The 24,078-nt window shown below is 52.7% G+C and carries 21 protein-coding genes; 5 read left to right on the top strand and 16 right to left on the bottom strand.

Going from position 1 to position 24,078, the window contains the following annotated elements; genetic code table 11:
• Positions 1-137: 137 nt before the first annotated feature.
• The 10 genes from RAL91_RS10830 to RAL91_RS10785 all read right to left on the bottom strand — a co-directional run bounded on the left by RAL91_RS10830 (position 138) and on the right by RAL91_RS10785 (position 10,912).
• Complete coding sequence (locus RAL91_RS10830) at positions 138-986, bottom strand: fumarylacetoacetate hydrolase family protein (RefSeq protein WP_306262133.1); 849 nt, start codon at positions 984-986, stop codon at positions 138-140.
• Positions 987-1,006: 20 nt separating this feature from the next.
• Positions 1,007-1,252 carry a hypothetical protein gene (locus RAL91_RS10825; protein WP_306262132.1) on the bottom strand — a complete coding sequence of 82 codons (246 nt, stop codon included), beginning with the start codon at positions 1,250-1,252 and terminating at the stop codon, positions 1,007-1,009.
• Positions 1,253-1,264: 12 nt separating this feature from the next.
• Positions 1,265-2,296 (bottom strand): L-glyceraldehyde 3-phosphate reductase, encoded by a 1,032-nt coding sequence (mgrA, locus tag RAL91_RS10820; protein ID WP_306262130.1) that lies wholly within the window; start codon positions 2,294-2,296, stop codon positions 1,265-1,267.
• A 10-nt stretch (positions 2,297-2,306) separates the two neighbouring features.
• The gene (locus tag RAL91_RS10815) at positions 2,307-3,440 is read right to left on the bottom strand and encodes a Gfo/Idh/MocA family protein (RefSeq protein WP_306262128.1); all 1,134 of its coding nucleotides are present in this window, start codon (positions 3,438-3,440) and stop codon (positions 2,307-2,309) included.
• A gap of 11 nt (positions 3,441-3,451) precedes the next feature.
• Positions 3,452-4,207, bottom strand: coding sequence for a sugar phosphate isomerase/epimerase (locus RAL91_RS10810; protein WP_306262125.1), 756 nt, complete (start codon positions 4,205-4,207; stop codon positions 3,452-3,454).
• A 33-nt stretch (positions 4,208-4,240) separates the two neighbouring features.
• Positions 4,241-6,637, bottom strand: coding sequence for a glycoside hydrolase family 2 protein (locus RAL91_RS10805; protein ID WP_306262123.1), 2,397 nt, complete (start codon positions 6,635-6,637; stop codon positions 4,241-4,243).
• Between the two features lie 35 nt (positions 6,638-6,672).
• The gene (locus RAL91_RS10800) at positions 6,673-7,743 is read right to left on the bottom strand and encodes an ABC transporter ATP-binding protein (RefSeq protein WP_306262121.1); all 1,071 of its coding nucleotides are present in this window, start codon (positions 7,741-7,743) and stop codon (positions 6,673-6,675) included.
• Positions 7,744-7,748: 5 nt separating this feature from the next.
• Positions 7,749-8,576 (bottom strand): carbohydrate ABC transporter permease, encoded by an 828-nt coding sequence (locus tag RAL91_RS10795; RefSeq protein ID WP_306262886.1) that lies wholly within the window; start codon positions 8,574-8,576, stop codon positions 7,749-7,751.
• An 85-nt stretch (positions 8,577-8,661) separates the two neighbouring features.
• The gene (locus RAL91_RS10790) at positions 8,662-9,558 is read right to left on the bottom strand and encodes a carbohydrate ABC transporter permease (RefSeq protein WP_306262119.1); all 897 of its coding nucleotides are present in this window, start codon (positions 9,556-9,558) and stop codon (positions 8,662-8,664) included.
• Between the two features lie 121 nt (positions 9,559-9,679).
• Positions 9,680-10,912: an ABC transporter substrate-binding protein gene (locus RAL91_RS10785; RefSeq protein ID WP_306262117.1), complete on the bottom strand. Its 1,233-nt coding sequence runs from the start codon at positions 10,910-10,912 to the stop codon at positions 9,680-9,682.
• A 188-nt stretch (positions 10,913-11,100) separates the two neighbouring features.
• Here RAL91_RS10785 and RAL91_RS10780 point away from each other — a divergent pair, with 188 nt between their 5' ends.
• Complete coding sequence (locus tag RAL91_RS10780; RefSeq protein ID WP_306262115.1) at positions 11,101-12,159, top strand: LacI family DNA-binding transcriptional regulator; 1,059 nt, start codon at positions 11,101-11,103, stop codon at positions 12,157-12,159.
• A 20-nt stretch (positions 12,160-12,179) separates the two neighbouring features.
• Here RAL91_RS10780 and RAL91_RS10775 read toward each other — a convergent pair whose 3' ends face one another.
• From RAL91_RS10775 to RAL91_RS10755, 5 genes are all read right to left on the bottom strand, one after another.
• Positions 12,180-13,031 (bottom strand): EamA family transporter, encoded by an 852-nt coding sequence (locus RAL91_RS10775; RefSeq protein ID WP_306262114.1) that lies wholly within the window; start codon positions 13,029-13,031, stop codon positions 12,180-12,182.
• Between the two features lie 43 nt (positions 13,032-13,074).
• Complete coding sequence (gene phnY, locus RAL91_RS10770; protein WP_306262112.1) at positions 13,075-14,529, bottom strand: phosphonoacetaldehyde dehydrogenase; 1,455 nt, start codon at positions 14,527-14,529, stop codon at positions 13,075-13,077.
• Positions 14,530-14,553: 24 nt separating this feature from the next.
• A complete protein-coding gene (gene phnA / locus RAL91_RS10765; protein ID WP_306262110.1) occupies positions 14,554-15,807 on the bottom strand; it encodes a phosphonoacetate hydrolase in 1,254 nt (417 codons plus the stop codon).
• Positions 15,808-15,877: 70 nt separating this feature from the next.
• The gene (locus RAL91_RS10760) at positions 15,878-17,068 is read right to left on the bottom strand and encodes a 2-aminoethylphosphonate--pyruvate transaminase (protein ID WP_306262108.1); all 1,191 of its coding nucleotides are present in this window, start codon (positions 17,066-17,068) and stop codon (positions 15,878-15,880) included.
• Positions 17,069-17,194: 126 nt separating this feature from the next.
• Entirely contained in the window at positions 17,195-18,844 is a 1,650-nt protein-coding gene (locus RAL91_RS10755) for a Na/Pi cotransporter family protein (RefSeq protein ID WP_306262106.1), read from the bottom strand.
• Between the two features lie 142 nt (positions 18,845-18,986).
• Between RAL91_RS10755 and RAL91_RS10750 the strand changes: the two genes are divergently transcribed.
• A complete protein-coding gene (locus RAL91_RS10750) occupies positions 18,987-19,856 on the top strand; it encodes a LysR substrate-binding domain-containing protein (RefSeq protein WP_306262105.1) in 870 nt (289 codons plus the stop codon).
• Positions 19,857-19,890: 34 nt separating this feature from the next.
• On the opposite strand, the gene RAL91_RS10745 is transcribed toward RAL91_RS10750, so the two are convergent.
• Entirely contained in the window at positions 19,891-20,808 is a 918-nt protein-coding gene (locus tag RAL91_RS10745) for a sugar kinase (RefSeq protein ID WP_306262103.1), read from the bottom strand.
• Positions 20,809-21,184: 376 nt separating this feature from the next.
• On the opposite strand from RAL91_RS10745, the gene RAL91_RS10740 reads away from it, so the two are divergent.
• The 3 genes from RAL91_RS10740 to RAL91_RS10730 are packed head-to-tail and all read left to right on the top strand — an operon-like array spanning position 21,185 to position 24,078.
• The gene (locus tag RAL91_RS10740; RefSeq protein ID WP_306262101.1) at positions 21,185-22,180 is read left to right on the top strand and encodes a LacI family DNA-binding transcriptional regulator; all 996 of its coding nucleotides are present in this window, start codon (positions 21,185-21,187) and stop codon (positions 22,178-22,180) included.
• Positions 22,177-23,196 (top strand): ABC transporter substrate-binding protein, encoded by a 1,020-nt coding sequence (locus tag RAL91_RS10735; protein ID WP_306262099.1) that lies wholly within the window; start codon positions 22,177-22,179, stop codon positions 23,194-23,196. Before RAL91_RS10740 ends, RAL91_RS10735 begins: the two co-directional genes overlap by 4 nt.
• Positions 23,197-23,256: 60 nt before the next feature.
• Complete coding sequence (locus RAL91_RS10730) at positions 23,257-24,078, top strand: ABC transporter permease (protein ID WP_306262097.1); 822 nt, start codon at positions 23,257-23,259, stop codon at positions 24,076-24,078.

Below are 24,078 nucleotides of genomic sequence, written 5' to 3'. Positions count from 1 at the left end.
TCCACATTGAACCTACGGCCATTCAGCTGCGGATTGACAGCGGCCAACCGGCAAACCGGACTCTCTAACTATAAAACGATCTTGAGCATTTGTGCGCAAAAATCATTGAGGTAGATCAATCCAGCGTTTCTATATGGCTAGTGACCAAACGCATGAACGTTCTGATGCTGCGTGCCCAGACCATCAATGCCCAGTTCCATCTCGTCACCATCGACCAGAAAGCGCTGTGGTTTCATGCCCATACCAACACCTTCCGGCGTGCCGGTTGCAATCACATCGCCCGGCATGAGCCGCATGAACTGGCTCATATAGCTGACAATTGTCGCGACAGAGAAAATCATGTCAGACGTATTGGAATTCTGGACGGTTTCACCATTCAGTTTCAACCAGAGTGGCAATGCCTGGGGGTCTGGAATTTCGTCTGCTGTAACCAGCCAGGGGCCAATCGGACCAAAAGTCGGTGCTGACTTTCCTTTGATCCACTGTCCACCGCGTTCAATCTGGAAGCTGCGCTCAGACACGTCATTGATAAGACAATATCCGGCAACATGGGAGAGTGCATCAGCTTCACTGACATGTTCAGTCTTGGCACCAATGACCACGCCGAGCTCTACTTCCCAATCCGACTTGACACTGCCCTTCGGGATAATGACTTCATCAGTTGGTCCCTGAATGGCCGAGGTCGCTTTGGAAAACAGGATTGGTTCGGAAGGCGCGTCCATGCCGCTTTCCTTGGCATGGTTTGCATAGTTCAGACCAACACAAAAGTAGTTGGGAACAGAGCCGACACAAGCACCAATGCGAGGCTGACCATCCACCATGGGAAGGCTATCTGGATCGAGTTCGCGCAAATGGGCAAGGCTCTCACGTGTCAACGTTGCCGGCTCGATATCATGCAGATGCCCGGACAAGTCGCGCAACGCGCCGTCACTATCGAGTATGCCTGGTTTTTCAGCGCCCAGCGCCCCGAAACGTACGAGTTTCATGTCCCGCTCCCTTTTGCTTTTTACAATGTTATTGGTTTTGCTTCGTCGGTTTTGGCCGCCTCTATGGCACAGGCGAGGATGCCTGCCAATGACTGGAGCTCTTTTTGCATGACAATGCGGCTACAAGCGGGCTGCGGGCAGGCTACGGGCAGGCTACGGGCAGGCTGCACCATTCTGTATTGAAAACCGACCGTCTCAACACACCATGCTTGGAAAAAACCTGGCGAAAGAGTGTCTCTATTCACCAGGTTTTTTGTCAGTTTCATTAATATTCAGCCCTAATCGCGTTCAGCAGATGCTGCCCACAAATTGATGTCAGCCTCTTTGGCATGACCGTCTATCAGTGCCAGTTCTTCTTCGGTAAAGTCTGATTTGTCGAGCGCCGCAACACAATCCACAATCTGTTCCGGACGGCTGGCACCAATGAGCGCGGTCGTCACCCGCCCACCGCGCAGAACCCAGGCAATGGCCATCTGGGCCAGTGTCTGCCCACGGCTTTGCGCAATATCATTAAGTGCCCGTATGTTCGACAGGGTTTTCTCATTGAGGAAATCAGGATCAAGGGACGAGTCTTGCGCCGCGCGGCTGTCAGTGGGTATGCCACCCAGATATTTGTTGGTCAGCATGCCTTGCGCCAAGGGCGAGAACACAATTGATCCGACACCCAGATCATCAAGCGTGTCCAGAAGTCCATCCTCTTCCACCCAGCGATTGATCATGGAATAGCTGGGCTGATGAATAAGGCAGGGAGTGCCGAGATCGTTCAGAATTTTAACCGCTTCCCGTGTGCGCTGAGAATTGTAGGACGAAATGCCAACATATTGCGCCCGGCCCGATCGTACAATGTGATCCAGAGCGCCCATGGTTTCTTCCAGCGGCGTGTTAGGGTCAAAGCGGTGGGAATAGAAGATATCCACATAATCGAGGCCCATGCGCTTCAGGCTCTGATCGCAGCTGGCAATCACATATTTACGACTGCCCCATTCGCCATAAGGACCCGGCCACATGCGGTAGCCAGCCTTTGATGAAATGATCAGCTCGTCGCGCAGACCACGAAAATCATTTTTTAGAATTTTGCCAAATGCGATTTCGGCTGACCCGGGAGGTGGGCCGTAATTATTGGCCAGATCAAAATGGGTAATGCCGCAGTCCAATGCCTGCCGACACAAAGCCTGCTTCGTTGCGTGCGGTGTTTCATCACCAAAATTATGCCACAGCCCAAATGACAATGCGGGCAGTCTCAGCCCGCTTTTGCCAACGCGATTGTAGCGCATTTTGTCATAACGATTTTCGTTGGGAAGCCAGTTCATATGTGGGGTCCTACTTCAAAAGTGCTTCGGCCTCAGCAATGCCAAGTGCTGCCGGGCGACTGCATGTGGTGCTCATGGCTACAAATTCGCCGGTCTCACCGGATTTCAGGATCGAGGTCATGATATCGACCGCGTGCAATGCGCGCTCAAGGGAACAACGATGGTCCCGTCCATCCATAATGGCCATTGCCATGTCTGCCAACCCGGCAGCACGGTAATTTGCCCGACCGACGCCATTCTGCTCCTGATTGTTAACACGAAAAGGATGATCCCAATCCGGCAAAGGAGCCACCTCGGAGAAATCAGCGCCGCCAGCGGAAACAGCACCACCAAAGAAATTCGGATCAGGCAGATAGACCGATCCACCAGTGCCATACAACTCCATTTCGGAATGCTGGTGGGCCCAGACATCCCAACTGGACAGCATGGTGATGGTGGCACCCTGTTCAAATTCCAACAATGCATGGACGTTGGTTGGCGTATCGACCGGGACGGTTTCTCCCGCACGTGGTTCACTCGAAATCGTTCTGGTCCTGGAAGCCATGGATGTCAGTGCTGCGACACGCTTGACCGGCCCGATGAGGTTGATCAAATTCGCGATGTAATAAGGTCCCAGATCCAGCACCGGGCCGCCGCCTGGCTGGAAAAAGAAATCCGGGTTCGGGTGCCAGTGCTCCATGCCGTGGCTCAGAACAATAGCGGTTCCCGAGGTAATCGTGCCAACGGCACCGCTATCGATATGCGCTCTGGCCTGCTGATGTGCACCGCCAAGAAACGTATCGGGCGCTGAACCGACCATCAGTCCCTTTTGTGCTGCCAAATCCCGTAAGGCTTTCCCTTCTTCAAGGGTCAGCACGACCGGCTTTTCAGAATAAGCGTGTTTTCCAGCTTCCAATATCTGCTTTGTCACACCGTAATGCGCATCGGGAATGGTCAGATTGACGATGATGTCGATGTCATCTGCTGACAACAGGCCGTCAATTGTATCAGCCCGCACGCCATACTCATCTGCCTTTGCTTTTGCGGCAGCGCTGTTCAAGTCAGCACAGGCCCTTATCTCGATGCCTTTAAACAGGGGGGCAAGCGAGAAATAGGTTGTCGAGATATTTCCGCATCCAATGATGCCAACGCCAAGTACACTCATCTCAAACCCTTTCAGAATTGCTTTGCAGCTTTAAGCGAGCGTTCGGCAAACCGCCTGTCATCGCTCGGATTGTCATGTTCCATCACAAAAGCCTCAGCCTTTGTCTTGCGCAGGGCAGCCATAATGGCCGGCCAGTCCATGGTGCCGTCTCCGACATCAGCCCAGCCGTCTTCATCAGCCTTTTCACCTTCCGGCGCGATGTCTTTGATGTGAGCGGCGGTCAGCCTGTCACCGAATTTTTTAATGTAATCCAGCGGGTTTTTACCGCCGCGGGCAATCCAGGCAATATCAGCTTCCCAATGAAGCAAAGGGCCGCCTTCAAAGATGAGATCGATCGGCAGTTCGCCAGTCGGCAGTGTGCTGAACTCAAAATCATGATTGTGCCAGCCAAAAGCAATGCCAGCATCACACAGAGGTTTTCCAGCCGCCTGCAATCTTTTGCCAAATGCGCGCCAGCCATCCGCATCAGTGGGGCGTTGATCAACTGCCAGATGGGGTACGAAGATGGATTTGATGCCAAGTAATTTCGCTATTTCAATTGCTTGTCCCGGTTCGTTCTCAACCAGATTCAAGTCCATATGAGTGGTTGGCATGGTGAGACCGCTATCTGCCAGATCAACCTTGAGACTATCGATAGCTGCCTTGCTGGCGTAAATCCCGCCATATCCTTCGACCGATTTGTAGCCAAGATCGGTCAGCATGGCGAAAGTATCGCTCATCGGTGTGAAATTGCGGGAGCTGTAGAGCTGATAGGAAAAATCGGTCATGTCATATTCTCCTTGAGGTGCGGGCAGCGCGCGTCATGCAGTGCCGTAAGTCGCAGTGAAAAGATCTCTCACTGTAATTTCAGGTTTTTTGTCTGATACATCTGGTACGAAATGCAGGGCTTTTTTGCGGCCTGGCAGCATGGTGAAGGCATTATCAGAAAACCGCCCTGCACTATCCGCTTCCAGCGCCACGAACAGCGCGAGCGTTTGGCAGGTCAACGTCACCTCCCAACCTTCACCAGACGGCGTAATGTCAAATTCAATTTCCGGGTTCTGGAGATCCAGCGTCTTATAGGGTTCATTGGTGAAATGGTCACTGTGAATAATGCCATCTGGCCCAGCCCATTCAAAATAAAGGATCTCACCAACCTGAAGGTCCTGTTTCGGTAGGTTGAGCAGAACAGCGTTTTCAGTAGAATTGATGCTCCGGCGACCTGCTCCGAGCTCGCGTTGCGTTCCAGACATGGACACAGCATAGGCCGTGACGCGCAGTTCTCGCTGATCGCGCAGATCGTTGATCGCAATCAACGCAATATTATCGTCGGTCGGGACCGCAACCACAACTGCTGGCTCGAAAAAGTCTTTTGCCATATGGTGCAACAGCTTCCAGTTGCCGCCATAGTCCAGACTGGACCAGCTTGCCACTGGCCATGTGTCATTCAACTGCCAATAAAGTGCTCCCATGCAATGCGGCTTGATGCTGCGCCAGTAATCAACGGCAGTCTTGATGGCCAACCCCTGTTGAACCTGGCTGAGATAGACGAAATTTTCAAAACCAACGGGAAACCGGAAATAGCGAAACATGGTTTCTGCGATCCGTGCATTGCCCCCGGCGTTTTTCTGATGGCTCTCCATGACCGGCGAGGCAATATTCCAATCTTTCTCGTCGGCAAAATCACGAATGACATTCATCGACGGGAAAGACTGAAACCCGAATTCGGAACAAAACCGAGGTTTCACATCGCGATAATGAGAAAAGTCTCTGCCTTCATGCCAGACCGACCAGAAATGCATATCGCCGGAGCCGTCATCGTGCCAGGCATCACCAAAGTTCATGGGTCCAGGTGATGGGCTGGACGGCCACCAATTGGCATTTGGCAGCGTATCTTTCAAAGCGGTCTCAACGGTACGATTTAGCCGATCATAGCTGACCAGATAGCGGTCTCTGTCTTTCCGGCTTTCCTCAAACCAGGTCAGTGCACCAATCAGTTCATTATCGCCGCACCACAGAGCAATTGAGGCATGGTGCCCCAGACGCGCTGTCTGCTCACGCACCTCAGCATCAACTTCTGCCAGAAACGCCGGTGTTGACGGGTAGAGATTGCAGGCGAACATGAAGTCGTGCCAGATCAACAGGCCCATTTCATCGCAAAAATCATAGAAATAATCCGGCTCATACCGTCCGCCGCCCCAGACCCGGATCATATTCATATTGGCATCAACTGCGGACTGAAGAAGCGCGCGCGTCTTCTCTTTTGTAATGCGCCCCGGCAGCGCGTCAGCAGGTATCCAGTCTGCGCCCCGCATAAAAGTGTCGTGATCGTTGATGCGGAATTTGAACCCCAGACCAGCGGCATCTGTTTCCGTCACCAGATCGATAGAGCGCAATCCGACACGCCGCGTTTCGGCCTGGTCATCCAGTGTGACTGTCAAATCGTGCAAAACCTGGTCACCAAGCCCAAAAGGCCACCACAGGTCCGGCTTGTTGAACGAGAAGTCTGCGGTTGCCGAGTTATCGACAATTTCAATTGTGCGGTTTTCACCGGCAAATTCTACATTGATACTTCCGCCGCCGCCCTGCCCGATTATTGCCACTGTCACTGTGACGTCGGCGCGCTCGTTGGTGCTTATCTGATCAACGCGGATCTGCCCTATTGTAGCGGGCCGATTTTGCTCCAATTCCATACGGCCATAGACGCCAAGAGGGGCAAGAGCGATATTCCAGTCCCAGCCGAAATCGCACTGAACCTTTCGCAGCATATTGCCATTGGCGATCGGGCAATTTTCCTTGTGCCACGGCACGTAAAATGGCTGATCTTCCTGCAATTTCGCAGCGATGCGGGGCGATGATGCAAACCGAATTGTGATTTCGTTTTCACCCCCCAAAAGAGTGTCTGAAACATCGATTTTGTAGGTGCGGAAGCTGTTCTGTGTCGTCGCCACAACCGCCCCATTGATGCTGACCTCAGCAATTGTGTCCACATCCTGCAGGATGAGGGACAGATCGGTCTTGTCGGTGTGGAAAATGCGGCTGACAATCCAGTCACGTTCCGCAATCCAGCGCACATCATACTCGTTTCGTCCCCTATATGGATCCGGTACAATTTGGGCATGTTGAAGTGCGCTCACGACATCGCCCGGGAGCATCATCGTAAGGGAATAGGATTGCTGCTGGTCGCAAAGCAACCATTCGCCAGATAGGTCAATCATGTTGAACTCTTAATTGTGACGCTGCGTCTTTGCGCTTACAGGCGCAGCTCAGTCGTTTTGTCGAATAATGAAGCACGTGTCGGGTCGAACCCGATTTTCAAATCATCACCCGTTGAAACCGATGCCTGACCATCCATTCTGAACCGGAACGGCGCGCCGTTAATCTTGGTCCAGACCAGTGTGTCAGAGCCCATTGGTTCAACAATATCAACATGTGCATTGGCACTGAAAGGCGCGTCCTCATTGACTAAAACGTGCTCCGGTCGAATCCCGAACCACGCGGAGGATTTAGCGCTCTCATCTGAAAAATCATAACGTGACAAATCAATACTCATGTCCCCGCTGATGAATTGGCCGTTGACGACTTCACCTTCAAAGAAATTCATAGAAGGTGAGCCGATAAAGTCAGCAACATATTTGTTGACTGGCCGGTTATAGATTTCCTGGGGGCTGTCGAGTTGCTGGATCAGACCGTCTTTCATGATCGCAATTCGGTCGGCCAGTGTCATCGCCTCGATCTGATCATGGGTGACATAGATCATCGTGTTTTTGAGGCGTTCATGCAGCACTTTCAACTCGACGCGCAAATCAGCACGCAGTTTTGCATCCAGATTGGACAGTGGCTCATCGAAAAGGAATACATCCACATCGCGCACCAATGCCCGGCCGATGGCAACACGCTGGCGCTGCCCACCAGACAAGGCCGCAGGTTTACGGTTCAGCAAGGGTTCAATCTGTAGAATTTCTGCTGCCCGTTTAACGCGCGCTTCTATCTCGTCCTTCGGCATTTTTGCGTTTTTCAGCCCAAATGTCAGATTTCCACGAACGGTCATCTGCGGATAAAGTGCATAGGATTGAAACACCATGCCAATTCCGCGTTCGGAAGGCTGTTCCCAGGTGACATTTTTGTCATTGATGAATATCTGCCCGTCGGACACATCCAAAAGCCCCGCAATGCAGTTAAGCAAGGTGGATTTGCCACAGCCAGACGCGCCCAGAAGGACCAGAAACTCGCCCTGACCGATATCCAGATTAAGGTCCTTCAATACTTTGACCGAACCAAATTCCAGGTCGAGATGCTTGATTGATACGCTCGGATTTTCCATGATTCTCAGCCCTTCACGGCGCCCGCAGCAATGCCGCGTACGAACAATTTACCGGATACAAAATAGACGAATAGCGGCACGAGGCCTGTCAGCAGGGTGGCTGCCATGTTGACGTTGTATTCCTTCACACCCTGCACCGAATTCACGATGTTATTGAGTTGGACAGTCATCGGATAATTTTCCGGTTTGGTGTAGATCACGCCGAACAGGAAATCATTCCAGATACCTGTCACCTGCAGAATGATGGCAACCACGAAAATCGGCAACGACATTGGCAGCATGATCCGGAAATAAATACCCCAGAATCCAGCGCCATCAACGCGCGCCGCCTTGAACAATTCTTCCGGGACAGAACTGAAGTAATTACGGAACAGAAGCGTCAGAATGGGCATGCCGAACACAGTGTGCACAATGACCAGTCCACCCAGTTTGGTGTAAAGGCCCATCTCGCGCAGAATGATCACAATTGGATAGATCATGACCTGATAGGGAATGAACGCCCCAAATATCAAAATCGTGAAGAAGATGTTGGCGCCCTTGAAACGCCAATTCGCCAGCGCATAGCCGTTCACAGACGCGATCAATATGGAAATCGCGACAGAGGGAACCATGATGCGGACAGAGTTCCAGAACCCGCGCGACAGGCCATCGCAATTCAAGCCGGTACAGGCTTCCGACCACGCCTTGACCCAAGGCTCAAATGTGATTTCCACGGGAGGTGAAAATACATTGCCCAGACGAATTTCCGGCATGCCTTTAAGGGACGTCACCACCATCACATAGAGCGGCAGCAGATAATACATCGCGATGACGATGAGGGTGCCATACAACATGATGTTACGCGGCGACAGCGCCCGCTTGGGCTTGCGCCCCCTTGGCCCTACCGTTGTCGTTACTTTTGAATTGGTTGCGGATGTGTCAGCCACGTGATCGCTCCCCTTTGAATTCCAGGTAAGCCCATGGGATGACAATCACCAGAACCGATAAAAGCATCATCGTTGAGGCCGCAAATCCCTGCCCCAAATTCTGGTTTTTGAACATGTAATCATAGACGTATTTGGCCGGCACTTCCGAGGCGATGCCTGGCCCGCCGGATGTTTGAGCGACAACAAGATCATAGACCTTGACGATGCCCGACGCGATAATGACCAGGGTCGTGATGAACACCGCCCGCATCATTGGAATGACAATGAACACATATGTCTTCCACATCGGGATACCGTCGACTCGAGCGGCCTTCCAGATATCCTCATCGATGCCACGCAGACCCGCCAGCATCAGGCACATGATCAGTCCCGTGCCCTGCCACAGTCCGGCAATCAGAACGCCGTAAATGACTATGTCCGGATTATATAGCGGGTCGAAAACGAAGTCCTCAAACCCCAAATTACGGATGATTTTCTGAATGCCGAATTCGGGGTTCAATATCCACTGCCACACAAGTCCCGTGACGATGAAGCTCAGGGCGAAGGGATACAGGAAGATAGATCGGAAGGTGTTTTCAAATCGGATCTTCTGATCCAGCATAGCGGCCAAGAGAAAACCGATAACCAATGAAAATATCATGGAACAAATGCCGTAGATGGCCAGGTTTTCAATAGAAATCAGCCAACGGTTCTGGCTCCACAGGCGCTCATACTGATCCAGACCGACAAGCTTGCTATTGGGCAGAAGTTTTGAATTTGTGAATGAGTGAAACACCGTCCACAAGGTTGCACCGACAAAGACCACCAACGCAGTCAGAACCATGGGAATGGCCGCGATCTTGGCACTCATATTGCGGAATAATTGTGTTGGCCGCCCGGTCTGCGCCATGACCCTTCTCCCCACCTGAAGACAAATTTATAAATTAATTTATCGGAAAACTTTTGAGCCAGATCTTGTGCCCGGTAGACCGATCCGAGATTTTCGGATCGGTCAGATTTTGGCGAAGATGTCAGTCAGCGTCTTCGATAATTGCGACGTAACGTTTCTGCGCGTCAGCGGCCGTGATATCTTTGCTGTTCCAGAACTCCACCATCAGATCCTGGATCTGGCCCTGGGTATCAGCAGACTGAACATTCACGCCATCTGGCAGGATGTTGCCATCAGCAAGGATCTTGAGGCCCTTCTTCATGCAGTCATTGGCAGCAGACAGATCAACATCCCCACGAATTGGCAAAGATCCCTTCTTCAGGTTGAAAGCGACCTGCACTTCTTTTGAAATCATCTGTGACGCCATCCGCTTTTGAGCGGCTGTAATCTCAGGATCATCGTTTTTGGGGAAATAGAATGCATCACCACCGGTGGCGATCACTTCATTCACGCCGAGACCTGGCAGGCAGGTGTAATCTTCACCAGCCACCTGGTTGGCAACCTGGAATTCACCCTGTGCCCAATCGCCCATGATCTGACCACCGGCCTTGGCGGTGATCACCATATTGGTGGCCTGATTCCAATCCTGAACATTTGAGCCTTCGGACAAGGATCGCGCAGCCGCATAGGCTTCAAAGACTGCAGTAGCCTCTGCACTGGCCGCAGCCTTAGCATCCTTGTCGGACAGGATGCTCTTATACAGATCGATCCCACCGACAGCGACCATCATGGTGTCAAAGGCAAGTTGGGTCTGCCAGGATTGCTGGCCCATGGCCAATGGCACGATGCCTGCCTCACGCAATTTTGGTGCTGAAGCAACGAATTCGTCCCAATTCGCTGGCACTGCAACGCCGGCTTTCTTGTAGGCTTCATGGCTGAGCCACAACCATTGTGGTGAGTGAATATTGACTGGGACGCAATAAATCTTGCCGTCCACTGTGCAACCATCGAGCAAACGCACCGGATTGACCAGATCGCGCCAGCCTTCTGCTTCCGCAATTTCTGTCAGATCCAGCATCAAACCGGCTTCCACCAATTCTTCAGCCTGGCGTCCGTGGTTCAGTTGGGTCGCGCCCATCGGGTCACCGCCAATGATACGGGAAATGATAATCGGGCGGGCAACGCCGCCGGATCCGGCTATCGCGCCATCAACCCATTTGTCTCCGCCATCATTAAAAGCTTTGGCAAATTCTGCCACGGCAGCGGCTTCGCCACCAGAGGTCCACCAATGTGTTACTTCCAGATCAGTCGCTTGCGCGGCCATTGGAATTCCCGCAGTGAGCATCAATGCGGCAGCTAGTGTTTTCAGTTTCATATTTTCCTCCCAGATGAAACTATAACGTTATAGTAGGACGCTATAACGATTTAGATTACGAATCAATCTAGTATTTTCAATTTTATTTGATCATGCTGAAATGTGTGTATGAACGGTAGCTGGACCCTGTGACTGGTGTGTCAGCGGCAAAACCGATATGGACTGCGCGCGTTACCGAAAGCAGAAATATGGATACCAATCAGCCGCATAACAAAGCCGACAAGCCGGAGGCGGAAAGCGCCGGTTCAGATCATCGTCTGCCGAAACGACCGACCCTGAAAACAATTGCGATGATTACCGGATTGTCGATTGCTACGGTGTCCCGGGCCTTGAAAGATGCATCCGATATCGGCGAGGCAACTAAAAGCCGGGTTCGCGAAGTTGCAAATGAAATTGGCTATCGCCCAAACCGTGCCGGCGTGCGTCTGCGCACGGGCAAAACCAATGTAATTTGCCTTGTGATGTCGGCTGAAAGCCACGTTATGAATCATACGGCACAGCTGATTTACTCAATTTCAACAGCGCTCAGAAACACGTCCTATCATCTCAACGTCACGCCCTATTCTGCTGATGATGATCCCATGGAGCCCATTCGATACATTGTTGAGACCGGCTCTGCGGATGGCGTGATTCTGAACCAGATAGAACCAAAAGATCCGCGCATCGCCTATCTGAGTAAACACGGCCTTCCATTCGCCACACATGGCCGCACCGAGATGGGGATCGCTCACCCTTATTTTGATTTCGACAATGAGCGCTTTACCGAATTGGGCGTGGAAAAACTGGTGTCCCTTGGCCGCAGAAACCTTGCCTTGTTGTCCCCGCCTGCTGAGCAGACTTACGGCAAGCACATGATTAGTGGCTTCGGCGCGGCGGCAGAACGGCTCGGAGTAAATCACAGGACCCTGGAATTGGTGACCAGCGACAGCGATATGACCGAGATTGAAGCGGCCCTTTCCAAGACCATGAAAGGCCCCAACCCGCCGGATGGCTTTATCAGCGGAAGCACCAGCGGAGCCATGGCGATTGTGAACGCCGTAGAGAATGAGGGACTGCTGCTCGGCACAGATGTAGACCTGGTGGCCAAGGAAGCGCTTCATTTTCTGGTGCATTTCCGAAAGGAAATCATTGTGGTGCGGGAGAATGTCAGCCAGGCAGGTACATTTCTGGTGAAAGCGCTCACTGCGTCAATTGAAAAAGACGGACCACCACAACAGGATCTTGAAATACCTTTACTGGAGCTTTGATCCTTCAGGAGTCTGAAGCGTTACCCGCCAACGGCCAATAAAACAACGCCGCCTGCCACTATCATGGCCGCCAGCATACGCAATTTCCACGGTCGTTCCTTGAACCAGATCACGCCGATGAGTGCTGCGATGATGACACTGGATTCGCGAATCGCGGAAACGGTGCCTAGGCTCGTAAGGCTCTTGGCATAAATCGCGAGGCCATAGGCGACCGCAGATAACAGCCCTCCGCCAATACCAATGGTCAGAATTTTGGTTTGAATACCGCTCAAGTGCTTCCGACGATAGACAATGAAAAAGACGCCCGGAATGCATTCCAGTAAAAACAACCAGCCAATATAGCCGAGCGGACTCTGGGAGGCGCGCACGCCCAGACCATCCACGATCGAGTAGGATGCAATGGCAATGCCGGTCAAAACAGCGGCAGAAATAGCCTGAGCACTTGCCGCATTGTGCCTGCGCCCGAAAAACAAAACACTGATGCCGAAAGACACCAGCAGAATACCTGCCCAGGCAATTGGCGGCAGAAATTCATCTGCAAAAACCTGCGCGCCCAAGGCAACCAGAACAGGGGCAATGCCCCTGGCGATGGGATAGACCTGACTGAGATCACCGTGCCGGTAGGCCCACAGCAAAAATCCGTAATAGAAGAAGTGAATAAAGGTTGAGGCAATGATGAACGGCCAGGCTTCAGCCGCCGGGGGAGCATAGAGAAGAACCAGCACCAGACCCAGCGCAGTATGGCCCAAATTGAGCAATCCCATCGCAAGGGCCCGGTCGGCGGAGCCCTTTATGATGGCATTCCATGTTGCATGCAGGACTGCCGCCGAGAGAATCATGCTGAGGGCAAGAAGTGACGGAGGTCCTGTCATGATGATCGGGCAGGCGCAGTGCCGCCCTCACCTATCCACACATTCAGCGCGGCCAGGGCAGCGAATAAGTCTTGACGTTGGTGAAGAATTTCATGGCTTCCAGAACGCCCTCTTTCACACCATTACCAGAATCCTTGATGCCGCCAAAAGGAGACATCTCGATGCGATATCCGGGCTGTTCCCAAATGTTGACCGTGCCGACATTCAGACCATTGATGTAAGAAATCGCGCGGTTCAGATCATTGGTGCAAACGCCCGAGGACAAACCAAATTCCGTAGAATTCGAGATCCGCATGACTTCGTCATCATTCTCCGGAACACGCACAATCGGGATGATAGGTCCGAAGGTTTCCTCATAGACCAATTCGCTGTCATGCGGCACATGATCCACAACGATCGGTGGCAATAAAGCGCCATTACGACCCGGATTATACAGCACTTTTGCGCCCTGTTTCTCCGCCTCATAGACACGGGATTCAAAGGTTTCAGCGGCATGTGCATGGATAACGCAACCCAATTGGGTATCTGAATCCTGGGGATCACCGAAGCGAATGGCTTTGGCCTTTTCCGTGATCAGTTCCACCAACTTATCAGCGATGGAATCCTGCGCCAGAATGCGTTTGACGGCGGTACAGCGCTGGCCGGAATTGCCCGTGGCTCCGGCAACGGCGATCGTTGCCGCTTTTTCCAGATCAGCCTCTGACAGATCGTTCAGAATGATCAACGGATCATTGCCGCCCAATTCCAGCGCGGTGCGTTTGTAGGCCGCCTTACCAGCAATCATTTTACCGACCTTCACGCCGCCGGTGAATGTGATGATGTCGATATGCTCATTGGTGATCATCTCATCACCGATATCAGCGGGCATTCCAGTGACAATCTGGAACATCTCTTTCGGCAGACCCGCTTCATAGAGAATGTCGGCCAGTGTAATGGCCGTCAGTGGTGTTAATTCTGTCGGCTTGCAGACCATGCAATTGTTGGTCGCGATGGAAGGCGCAATTTTATGCGAAACCATATTCAGCGGATGGTTGAACGGAGTGATGGCCGAGATGGCACCAACCGGTTCCCGCATGGTGTAAATCTTTCGATCTTTGCCATGTGGCGTCAGATCGCAGGAATAAATCTGTCCGTCATCCAGTATCGCCAACTGACCAGCCAGCATGAACACATCATAGGCCCGGCCGGTTTCATACAATGAATGCTGTTTGCAGATGCCAAGCTCCAGGGTCAGCCAATGAGCGATTTCTTCCCGGCGTTCAACAATCAGTTGCGCAGTGCGAAAAAGTATCTGTTGACGCTCATAGCGCGTGAGGGTTGGTCGGTAATTAGCAGCTATTTCAAACGCTTCAGCTGCATGCTCAGCCGTACCTGCAGGCACAGTTCCAATGACCTCATCGGCGTAGGGATAGCGCACTTCCACCAGATCCTTGGTGAAGATCTTTTCACCGCCAATCCGCATAGCGTCATTTCGAATTTTGAAATCTGAGTTCAACATAAAGGGTTCCCGAATACGCGCGACTTAAAGCGCGGCTGCCATGCAGGCAATGTGAAAGGCGTCAAAATTGCGAAGCGTTGGCGCGTCCTGCAAATCGGGCAAAACCCGGTTAACGATGAACGGCACTTCCTGCTCTGTCAGCCCGCCATGCGAGCGCAGCGGTTCATCAAGCGCTGCCAGATCATGCCGATGTGCGCTTGTGCCAAGGGTCATGTTTTCTGTTGAGATGACCACGATGTCGCCAATGCGATCATCAGGCAGTTCAAACCGCTCACAAGCCGTTTTCTTATCGACGACCAGCAATATCCCATCAACACCGCCAAGACGGGTGACGATCTCTACTGCATTCACACCATCAGGCAGATAGGCGGTGGCAAACGAGCCAAGCGCGCCGTGATGCACCACGTAAGGGTCGGTAATCGGCAGAATGACGCGGGCAGCGGCTTCGCCCAGCCATTCATCCAGCAAATCCTGCAGATAGACGACGGCAGGATCGCCATTTTCAAGATGTTTTGGTTTCATGCCGTGATCAGCGGTGACCACAATGGCAGCGCCTGCTGCATCCAGTTCCGTCAGATATTTGTCGAACATTTCATAGAACGCATTGGCCTGAGGCACGCCCGGCGCATATTTGTGCTGCACATAATCGGTGGTGGTCAGATACATCACATCCGGCTTGAACTCTTTCAACAATTGCACACCGGCAGCAAAAACGAATTCGGATAATTCTGCTGAATAAACGTCTGGAACGGGCAATCCAAAATGCGCTGATGCATTGTCGATGCCGTGTTCAGCCACTGTCGTCGTATCGGATCGTTCCGCCGAGAAACACATGGCGCGGCCGTCTTCAAAGCTCAGCCCGCTCCCCAGCAAAGCCCGTAATTTGTCTTTTGCCGTGACAATGGCAACACGCAAGCCGGCATCAAAACAGGTCTGGAAAATAGTTGGTGCGCGCAGGAAGCGAACATCGTTCATCATCACTTCCTCACCGGTGTCCGGATCATAGAGGAAGTTGCCACAAATGCCGTGGACAGACGGTGGTCGTCCGGTCGCGATCGACAGATTGTTCGGGTTGGTAAAGCTGGGGATGACGCTGTGCGCCATGCGCACCGTGCCGCTTTGCTTGATGCGCTTCAACGTTGGCATCAGACCGGCTGCGATGGCTTCATCCAGATAAGCCGGTTCGCAACCATCAAGACAAATGGCAATGGCTGGCACTTTAGGTCTGGCATAGGTGCGGCCATTGACGGTGATGTTCATGGGTGACAGATCATTCATTCTTGTTCTTTCCAAAATCTGTGTCGGCTGCGTGGTCACAACCGGTTTGAAAGGCAATTAGCGGGCCGCCTCAGGCAGCCAGTTTGGAACGTTCCAGAAGAGCGATTTCCGGCGGTCTTGCACTGTCAACGCCCAGTTCCACCAACACGTCGCGCGCGGCGTCCACAACCTGCTGCATGATCGCCCCGTCCATATGGCCAATACAGCCGATGCGGAAACTGTCCACGACAGTCAGTTTGCCAGGGTAGATGATGAAGCCCCGTTTTTTCATGGCGTCATAGAACTTCTGAAATTCAAAGGCAGCGTGGGCCGGGTTGAAAAAGGTCACGATGATCGGAGACAGCCATGGCTCTGTCAAAAGGGTTTCAAAACCGATATCGCGCATGCCCTTGACCAGAACATCGCGGTTTTCCGTATAGCGCTGACCCCGGCCAGCGACACCACCCTCTTCCTTATGCAGGCGCAGCGCCTCCATAAAGGCTGCCACAACATGCGTGGGCGGAGTGAAGCGCCATTGCCCGGTTTTATTCATGTTGGCCCATTGGGCATGGACATCAAGGCTGAGCGAATGGCTGCGTCCTTTTGCCAATTCCAACTCACTCTTGCGGCCAATTACGAAGCCAAATCCGGGCACACCCTCAATGCACTTATTGGCTGAGGCAACAATTGCTTCATAATTTATGGCATCCACATCCACCGGCAATGCGCCAAATGCGCTCATGGAATCAATCAGCAGCTTGCAGCCTGCCTGATAAACCGTGTCCGATATTTCCTTGATCGGGTTGAGGATGCCAGAGCTGGTTTCGCAATGCACCACCACGACATGACTGATTGCAGGGTCTGCTTCCAGCGCTGCTGCGACCTCTGTGGCGCGCGGCGGCAGATAATCGCCCTTGTCGATGATGGTATGATCTCGTCCCAGATATTTCAGCGTTTCGGCAATCCGGTTGCCATAGGCTCCATTGACCAGCACCAGCGTTTTCGACTCTCTTGGCAGAAAGGATGCCAGCATGGCCTCAACGACAAAGGTGCCACTGCCCTGAATGGGAACGCAATCAAATGCATTATCTGTATCGCCAATCAAATCCAGCAAGTCAGCCCGCAATTGTGCTGTCATCGCCCGGAAATCCCCGTCCCAGGACCCCCAGTCGCGCAGCATGGCTTCCTTGACTGAATAGGCTGTTGTCAAAGGACCAGGCGTCAGCAAATAAGGTTCGCCCAGCGGCGGCGGGCTTATTGGATTTTTGGGAACTGATGTCATGGGCTGAGCCTATCCGGAAGAACAATAGGGAGTGCGAATGGCAAAAATAGTGTCTGCCACCCCATATGTTAAATCGATAATACGTATTGAATTATCGATTTTTCAAATCCCAATTGAGTTCAGGCCTTAGCTCAGACGGCTGTCCAGCAAAATTCCGCGCCGCTCCAGTGTCGGGTAGGCAAAGGTGGCAAATCGCGAGTTGATTTCTTTCAGTGCCCGAATGGTTTCCAGATGAATGTCACTGCTGGCACGGCTTTCAGGCGTGCCGCTGCCAAGCCGTGCCATGTGCTTGTCATGGCTTTCCCGTTCCAGTTTGCGCATCACCGCCTTCTCCTCAACCAGCTTTCTGGCCGTCTCAATATCTTCGGAAACCAGCACGTTAAGTGCCAATTGCATATTGGTGATGACACGGGCGTGGAGCGTGGTGAGTTCTTTCCAACCTGCTTCTGAAAACTCCAGATTACGACGATGCTTTTCCACCGTCAGGGGCAACAGCTCTTTTGAAATGATGTCGCCAACGCGTTCCAGACTTATGGCGACGCTGGTCAATTCCACCGCACGATTTGCTTCGTCTGATGATAATTCGTTCTGGCTGAGTTGAGCAATGTAGAGCTTGATCTCAGTGTGTGCGCGGTTCACATCGTTATCGAGCTGCCGGATACGCTGGACCTGCTGCGGATTGGACGCATCAAAGAAATCCATGACCGGGGTTACCATGATTTCAACGATTTCGCTCATACGCAGCAATTCACGGGTGACGCTGGCTAGGGCAAGGCTCGGCGTTTTGAGCACTGCGGCATCCAGCGCACTTGCTGGTCGCAAGCGTTCCTGCTCACTCTCCGGGTCTTCTTTGATGAGTCCGCGCATCAGTGCCAGCACCGGCTGAATGAATGGCAGACAGACAATCACAAGGCCGGCATTGAAAAGCAGGTGGAAATTCACCAATTGGCGATCTGCCGATGGGCCAAGCCGGTCGGTAGGAATATCCATGCCGTATAAAACCGCGAGCACCGCCAACCCGCCAACGAGACGGAACAGGAAGTTACTGGCCGTCACATGGCGTGCCGGCATTTTTCCACCCCGGGACAGCCACACTGCAATAAGCCCCCCACCGGCATTAGCGCCCAGAACCAGAGGCAAGCCTGCCTCAATTGGCAGAACACTTTGAGCGCACAAGGTTGCGAACAGCAAAATGGCTGCAACACTGGAATGGAACAAAAAGGCCAACAAAGCACCGCCGAAGAAGGAAATCAGCAGGTCTTCGCTCATAAAATTGACAATGCCCGGCATCCAGCTTGCTTCACGCAAGGGCGCGCTGGCGGTGCCAATCATGCCCAGCGACAACAATATCAGCGCAATGCCAATCACCACCCTGCCCAGTTGCTTGGCCAGTCGCGTATGCATTTTCAGGAACATGAAGCCGCCAATGGCCAGCAATGCAGGCATAAGCCAGGTGAGATCAAGGCTCAGGAACTGAACCACAATGGCCGTGCCAAGATCGGCTCCCAGCACAATAGCAAGCGCAGCCGTAACACTGACCACACCGGTTGCGGCAAACCCTGAAACGAGCAAGGCAATGGCAGTGGAGCTTTGCAAAAAGATAGCGCCGACCACGCCGGCAAAAACGCTTCTGAAGCGTCCTTTTCCCAATTTCACAAACAGAGTGCGCAGCATTGGCCCTGCTGCCCGCTCGATACCCGTCCGCACCATTCGAGTTGAGTAAAGCAGAAGCATTATGGCGCCCGCCAATTGCACCAGAAAACCTGAGAGATGCATTGAAAATCCTATTCGCGATTCACGATCATTTTGTTTGACGGCTAATATAAACGATCTTCGCGATTACGGGAAGAGTGTTGCATTAATCAAAACGATAGTTCTTATTACAGTATCTGATTTGCTGATAGAAGTGGAGATACCCTTGCGCTACGTCCAATTGCGCGCCTTTCACTATGTGGCCTGCCATGGTGGTTTTTCTCGGGCAGCGGAAGCCCTGCATCTGACACAGCCGGCAATTTCCGATCAGGTTCGTAAACTTGAAACGGAATATGACGTGCGTCTTTTTAATCGGCATCGCAAACAGGTAACGGTAACAGCAGCAGGCCAGGAATTGCTGGAACTGACGCGGCGCATGTTTGAGATTGAGACACAGGCTCATGATTTGTTGTCACAAACCCGCGCGCTGAAATCCGGAAATCTTCAGATCATGGCTGATTCAGCCCATCATATATTGCATATTCTTGGGTCGTTTCGCGTCAGCTATCCAGATATCCACGTCTCAATACGTGTCGGTAACAGCGAAGCGGTTATCGATGCACTGAATACCTATGAAGCGGATATTGGCGTATTGGGAGAAGTTCCGGAAGGGCGTGACTTTCAAGTCGTGCATCTGAACTCCACCCCTATAATCGCCTTTGCGCCCAAAGACAGTATCTATGCAGCCAAAAAATCGATCAGCTTTCGGGAACTGGCAGAAATGCCCCTGGTGATGCGGGAAAAAGGTTCAAAAACCCGCTCCAAGCTGGAGGAGTTTGCGCGCAAGAACAATATTGATCTGCCAGTCCGAATAGAGGCGGAAGGCCGCGAGGCTGTTCGTGAGATTGTTGCCGCCGGTGCTGGCGTGGGACTGGTTTCAGAAGCCGAATTCGGGGTTGATCAGCGGCTCTGCAAGATTGAAATTGCGGACGCGAATATCACCATGGATGAAGCGCTGATCTGCCTGCGTGAGCGGCTGGACAGCAAGTTGATCCGCACCTTCATGCCATTTGCAAAAGCTGCAGCCATGGTTTGAATTGTGACGGCAAGGCAGCGTTTCCAACCTGCACTTATGCAGTGTCTGCCAAAAATGCCTGAACCTCGGAAGCGTATGGCATCGGTGCTACGGCACCATAGCCCTGCGTCGAAAGGGCGGCCGCAGCATTGGCATAATTGGCTGCGGTAAATGGATCTGATCCGGCAACGATTTGCGACAGGAATGCCCCGTCAAATGTATCTCCTGCCCCGGTTGCGTCCACGGCGGTGACTTTGCGGCCCGGAATCATCCTGACTTCTGACTCTGTTCCAACCAGCGTGCCTTTGGGCCCCAAAGTCAAAGCAACAATTTTTGCGCCCAGACCAAGATAGAACTGAACTATGGCTTCCGGGTCGGACATTCCGGTCAGGAGTTCTGCATCATCCAATCCGGGCAAGGCGATATCACATTGCGCGACGGCTGCATGAATGATGGCTCTTGCCCGTGATAAAGGCCACAATTTCTCACGCAAATTGGTGTCATACGACACCAGACCACCGGCCTCTTTGGTAATATCCATTGCTGCAAACACTGTATCTGCCGCACTTTCTGAAATACCCTGACTGATGCCGGATGCGTGGAGTATTTTGGTGGATTGCAAAGCGCCCTTCGGCAAATCGTCAGCGGTCATGAGACTACAGGCTGATCCGGCGCGGAAATAACTGAATTCATGGCCCTCTTCACCATGGGTGACGAAATATATGCCTGTGTGCGCGTCGGTGATCTGCTCTACATTGGCTACGCTGACACCCTCGGACATCCAAAGCGCCATGAAGCTGTCTCCGAACGCATCCTTGCCAAGGTGAGTCAAACAGCCAGCGCTCGCGCCCTGACGCGCTGCTGCAATGGCACAATTGGAAGTATCGCCGCCATGACCCGGCAAATACATGCCATCGGGCTGCTGATTAAACTCAAGCATGGGTTCGCCAAGGCATAGGATATCAGGGGTCATAAAGATCTCGTCTGCGTGGGAGAGTGCGCCTGAAGCACTCGTGTCAGCCCGTAATAACCCATTGCTGCAGAAAAATCGATGGAGGTAGCACACCAGGATTCAATTCTCTGGCTGACAAGCTTGCGTGTTTTATTTAATCAGAGGCAATGAGACTGAAAGGATCAAAATCCATTCGATTTGTCAGCCACTCGCTTCGGTTTGGTACCAGAATAAGGTCTGGACGCAATTTGGATGCAGGTTTTTTCAAGTTATTGTTTGGCTTCTTCTCCAGGCAAGCTTCACAGTCATGTCAGATTTTCATGGATTAATCGTTTAATCAGCACTGTTGACAGAATCGCCCCCGGAGTGATTAATCGTTTCATCAACCGGAGAAGAGATGGCCAATATCAAGCAAATTGCTGCGGACATGGGTGTTTCGGTCGCGACCGTTTCAAATGCCCTGACCGGCAAAGGCCGTGTATCGCGGGAAATGGTCGAGCGTATTCGCAAATGTGCGCAGGACTTGGGCTACCGTCCCAGCCTTGCAGGCCGCGCGCTGCGCAGTGGCCAAACGGGCATCCTTGGATTGGTGATGCCTGATCTTACAAATCCGCTTTTTCCGCGCATTGCCCAGCACCTCTCTCTGGAAGCGGACAACCGTCATTTGAGTATTTTAATCGCAGATTCTCGCGGCAATGCGATGGAACAAAGTCAGGCCATGAACCGACTTGTTGATCGCGGGGTCGATGGTCTGCTGATTGTGCCGCAGAAGGGCACCTCGCCCGAATCCCAACCAGTGCCAACGGTGATTATCAATACGGCTTCTGATCCGAGAAACACTGTTTCGGCGGATCATGCAGGCGGCGGTAAACTGATCGCCACACATGTCGCAGGTCTCGGACACCGAAAGGTGGCGATGCTGGGCGCAGACCCCGTGTCCGAAGTGCAAGGCGACAGAATTGACGGCATGATATCCGGTCTGGCCGGAGAATCCGAGTTCCAGGTATTTTGGAGCCAGGACGGTCTTGGTAATCTGATCCGGGCCGTTGAATCAGGCGTGACCGCCATCATGACCACATCAGACCTGCTGGCGCTCAGCGCGCATTCGCATTTAACCCGCGCCGGATTTTCTGTTCCAAGCGATGTCAGCCTCACGGGCTTTGATGATTTGCCTTTGGCGACAGCCATGCATCCGATGCTCACCACCGTTGCGCAGGATGTTGCGCAAATCGCGGAACGTGCCATCGACCTTCTTACACTGGCCATCAGTGGAGAAAGCCTGCCAGATATGGGATCCACAATCCCCATGCATCTGGTGGTCCGAAATTCCACAGCGAATCCAAGACACTCTCCCAACCCAAACCTCACTTTCAAACAGGAGATTTCTCAATGAAAGCCACACTAACTGTAGCAGCGCTGTCCTGCGCACTTGCCTCAACGGCATTCGCGCAAGACAAAACCCTGACCATTTCGGTCTACTCCTTTGCACAGGACGCTTACAAGGAAGCGCTTTACGATCCATTTGAAGCCATTTGCGGCTGTGATCTGGTCATCGAAACCGGTAACAGCGTGGAGCGTATGGCCAAGATCGAAGCCAATGCCAATGACCCGGTTATTGATATGGCGGTGATTTCATCACACGACGCCCTGAGCCTGGCGCGCAAGGATCTGCTGGCCCCGCTTGATATCTCAAAACTCACCAACCATGGGAAACTCTATGCTGCCGCGCAGGATCCGATTGGTGGAAACATGGCTGTTGGCTATACATTTTATGCCAGTTCCATCGTTTATAGGACCGACCTTGTCGAGATTTCCAGCTGGGGTGATTTGCTGGACGAAAAGCTGGCCGGGAATGTATCGCTCCCGAACATCACAGGTACGCAGGGACCGCTTACTTTGATGATGTTGGCCAAAGCTGCGGGCAATGAAACGGACGATTATTCCAGTGTAATCTCCAGCATTGGCGAACATGCTGACGATATCGTCACCTTCTATTCCCGCTCATCTGAACTTGCGCAGTTGATGAATCAGGAAGAAGTGATTGCAGCTCCCGTCGGGCGCTTTGCATGGAGCCGTTTCAAAAGTTCGCCATTGCCATTTGCCTGGGCAGAACCAGCCGAAGGCCAAGCCGGCGGCATGAATGTCATGATCATGACCAAAGGCAATGGCAACGAAGAACTGGCCTATCAGTTCATGGATTACTGGCTGTCCACCGAAGTGCAGACCCGCGTTGCAGAGGCGCTCATCGACAGTCCTGCGAACACAGAGGTCGTGGTTAGCGAAGACGTTGCTGACAACCTCACCTATGGGGCCGAGCTGATCAATTCCCTGAATATCCTTGATCCTGCAAAGATCATCGACAGCCGCGAAGCGTGGGTCGAGCAGTGGAACACTGAAGTTATCAGATAACACCAACGGGGCGGTCTTTGGGCCGCCCTGTATCTCCAGTTTCGAGATCGGACCAAGCAGATGTTTTTCAACACCCGTGAAGGGCTTGCATTGGCCTTGCCTGCCGCGTTCTTTGCGCTGCTGCTGTTCATCGTGCCTGTCGGCATTCTGTTGTCAGAAGCGTTTCGGTCTGATGCCGGATGGACACTGAATGGCTACATCGAGTTTTTCTCAAAGCCGCTGAACCGGACGGTGTTCCTGCGCACGCTGAAACTGGGCGTGCTGGTTGCGGCCACGTCAGCAATTATCGGCTATGCGGCGGCGTTTTGTATCGTCAATCTTCCTCCTTCGGCTCGGGGACGTATCTTCGGCCTGGTGGTTTTGCCATTGATGATTTCTCCGGTTGCCCGCACCTATGCCTGGATCGTGATTTTGGGGCGAACCGGGATCGTGAACGACACCATTGTTGGACTGGGCCTCTCTGACACGCCGATCCGCCTGCTGTTTACCGAAACGGCGGTTTTCCTGGGCTTGCTGCAACTCTTCATGCCGCTGATGATTATCTCGCTGATTTCAGCCATGGAAAACATTCCCCGCGACGTCATACCCGCTGCCCGCGTGCTCGGCGCGAATTGGTTTCAGGTGTTTTTCAAAGTCATCCTGCCGCTGACCAAAGAGGGCCTCGTTATTGGTGGTACGCTTGTCTTTACCGGCGCACTGACAGCCTATATTACGCCCGCCATCCTGGGTGGATCAAAAGTGCTGATGCTGGAGACGCTGCTGTATCAAAGGGTCAATGTGGCCAATGATTTCGTCTCGGCCAGCGTGATCGCAATGATCCTGATTGTCATGTCGTTTACAGCCAATCTGCTGTTAAAGCGCATCGCAACGGCAAGGAAATAG

The sequence above is a fragment of the Pararhizobium sp. IMCC21322 genome, from assembly GCF_030758295.1.
Lineage (GTDB): Bacteria > Pseudomonadota > Alphaproteobacteria > Rhizobiales.
This window is presented reverse-complemented; position numbering and strand designations above follow the sequence as displayed.

Coding starts and splice junctions, on each gene's coding strand:
- RAL91_RS10755 (WP_306262106.1), bottom strand. CDS start 18,844: ATGCATCTCTCAGGTTTTCTGGTGCAATTGGCGGGCGCCATAATGCTT.
- RAL91_RS10730 (WP_306262097.1), top strand. CDS start 23,257: ATGTTTTTCAACACCCGTGAAGGGCTTGCATTGGCCTTGCCTGCCGCG.
- RAL91_RS10740 (WP_306262101.1), top strand. CDS start 21,185: ATGGCCAATATCAAGCAAATTGCTGCGGACATGGGTGTTTCGGTCGCG.
- RAL91_RS10810 (WP_306262125.1), bottom strand. CDS start 4,207: ATGACCGATTTTTCCTATCAGCTCTACAGCTCCCGCAATTTCACACCG.
- mgrA (WP_306262130.1), bottom strand. CDS start 2,296: ATGAACTGGCTTCCCAACGAAAATCGTTATGACAAAATGCGCTACAAT.
- RAL91_RS10775 (WP_306262114.1), bottom strand. CDS start 13,031: ATGACAGGACCTCCGTCACTTCTTGCCCTCAGCATGATTCTCTCGGCG.
- RAL91_RS10830 (WP_306262133.1), bottom strand. CDS start 986: ATGAAACTCGTACGTTTCGGGGCGCTGGGCGCTGAAAAACCAGGCATA.
- RAL91_RS10800 (WP_306262121.1), bottom strand. CDS start 7,743: ATGGAAAATCCGAGCGTATCAATCAAGCATCTCGACCTGGAATTTGGT.
- RAL91_RS10815 (WP_306262128.1), bottom strand. CDS start 3,440: ATGAGTGTACTTGGCGTTGGCATCATTGGATGCGGAAATATCTCGACA.
- phnY (WP_306262112.1), bottom strand. CDS start 14,529: ATGTTGAACTCAGATTTCAAAATTCGAAATGACGCTATGCGGATTGGC.
- RAL91_RS10785 (WP_306262117.1), bottom strand. CDS start 10,912: ATGAAACTGAAAACACTAGCTGCCGCATTGATGCTCACTGCGGGAATT.
- RAL91_RS10745 (WP_306262103.1), bottom strand. CDS start 20,808: ATGACCCCTGATATCCTATGCCTTGGCGAACCCATGCTTGAGTTTAAT.
- RAL91_RS10790 (WP_306262119.1), bottom strand. CDS start 9,558: ATGGCGCAGACCGGGCGGCCAACACAATTATTCCGCAATATGAGTGCC.
- RAL91_RS10805 (WP_306262123.1), bottom strand. CDS start 6,637: ATGATTGACCTATCTGGCGAATGGTTGCTTTGCGACCAGCAGCAATCC.
- RAL91_RS10760 (WP_306262108.1), bottom strand. CDS start 17,068: ATGACATCAGTTCCCAAAAATCCAATAAGCCCGCCGCCGCTGGGCGAA.
- RAL91_RS10735 (WP_306262099.1), top strand. CDS start 22,177: ATGAAAGCCACACTAACTGTAGCAGCGCTGTCCTGCGCACTTGCCTCA.
- RAL91_RS10795 (WP_306262886.1), bottom strand. CDS start 8,576: ATGTTGTATGGCACCCTCATCGTCATCGCGATGTATTATCTGCTGCCG.
- RAL91_RS10780 (WP_306262115.1), top strand. CDS start 11,101: ATGGATACCAATCAGCCGCATAACAAAGCCGACAAGCCGGAGGCGGAA.
- phnA (WP_306262110.1), bottom strand. CDS start 15,807: ATGAATGATCTGTCACCCATGAACATCACCGTCAATGGCCGCACCTAT.
- RAL91_RS10825 (WP_306262132.1), bottom strand. CDS start 1,252: ATGAAACTGACAAAAAACCTGGTGAATAGAGACACTCTTTCGCCAGGT.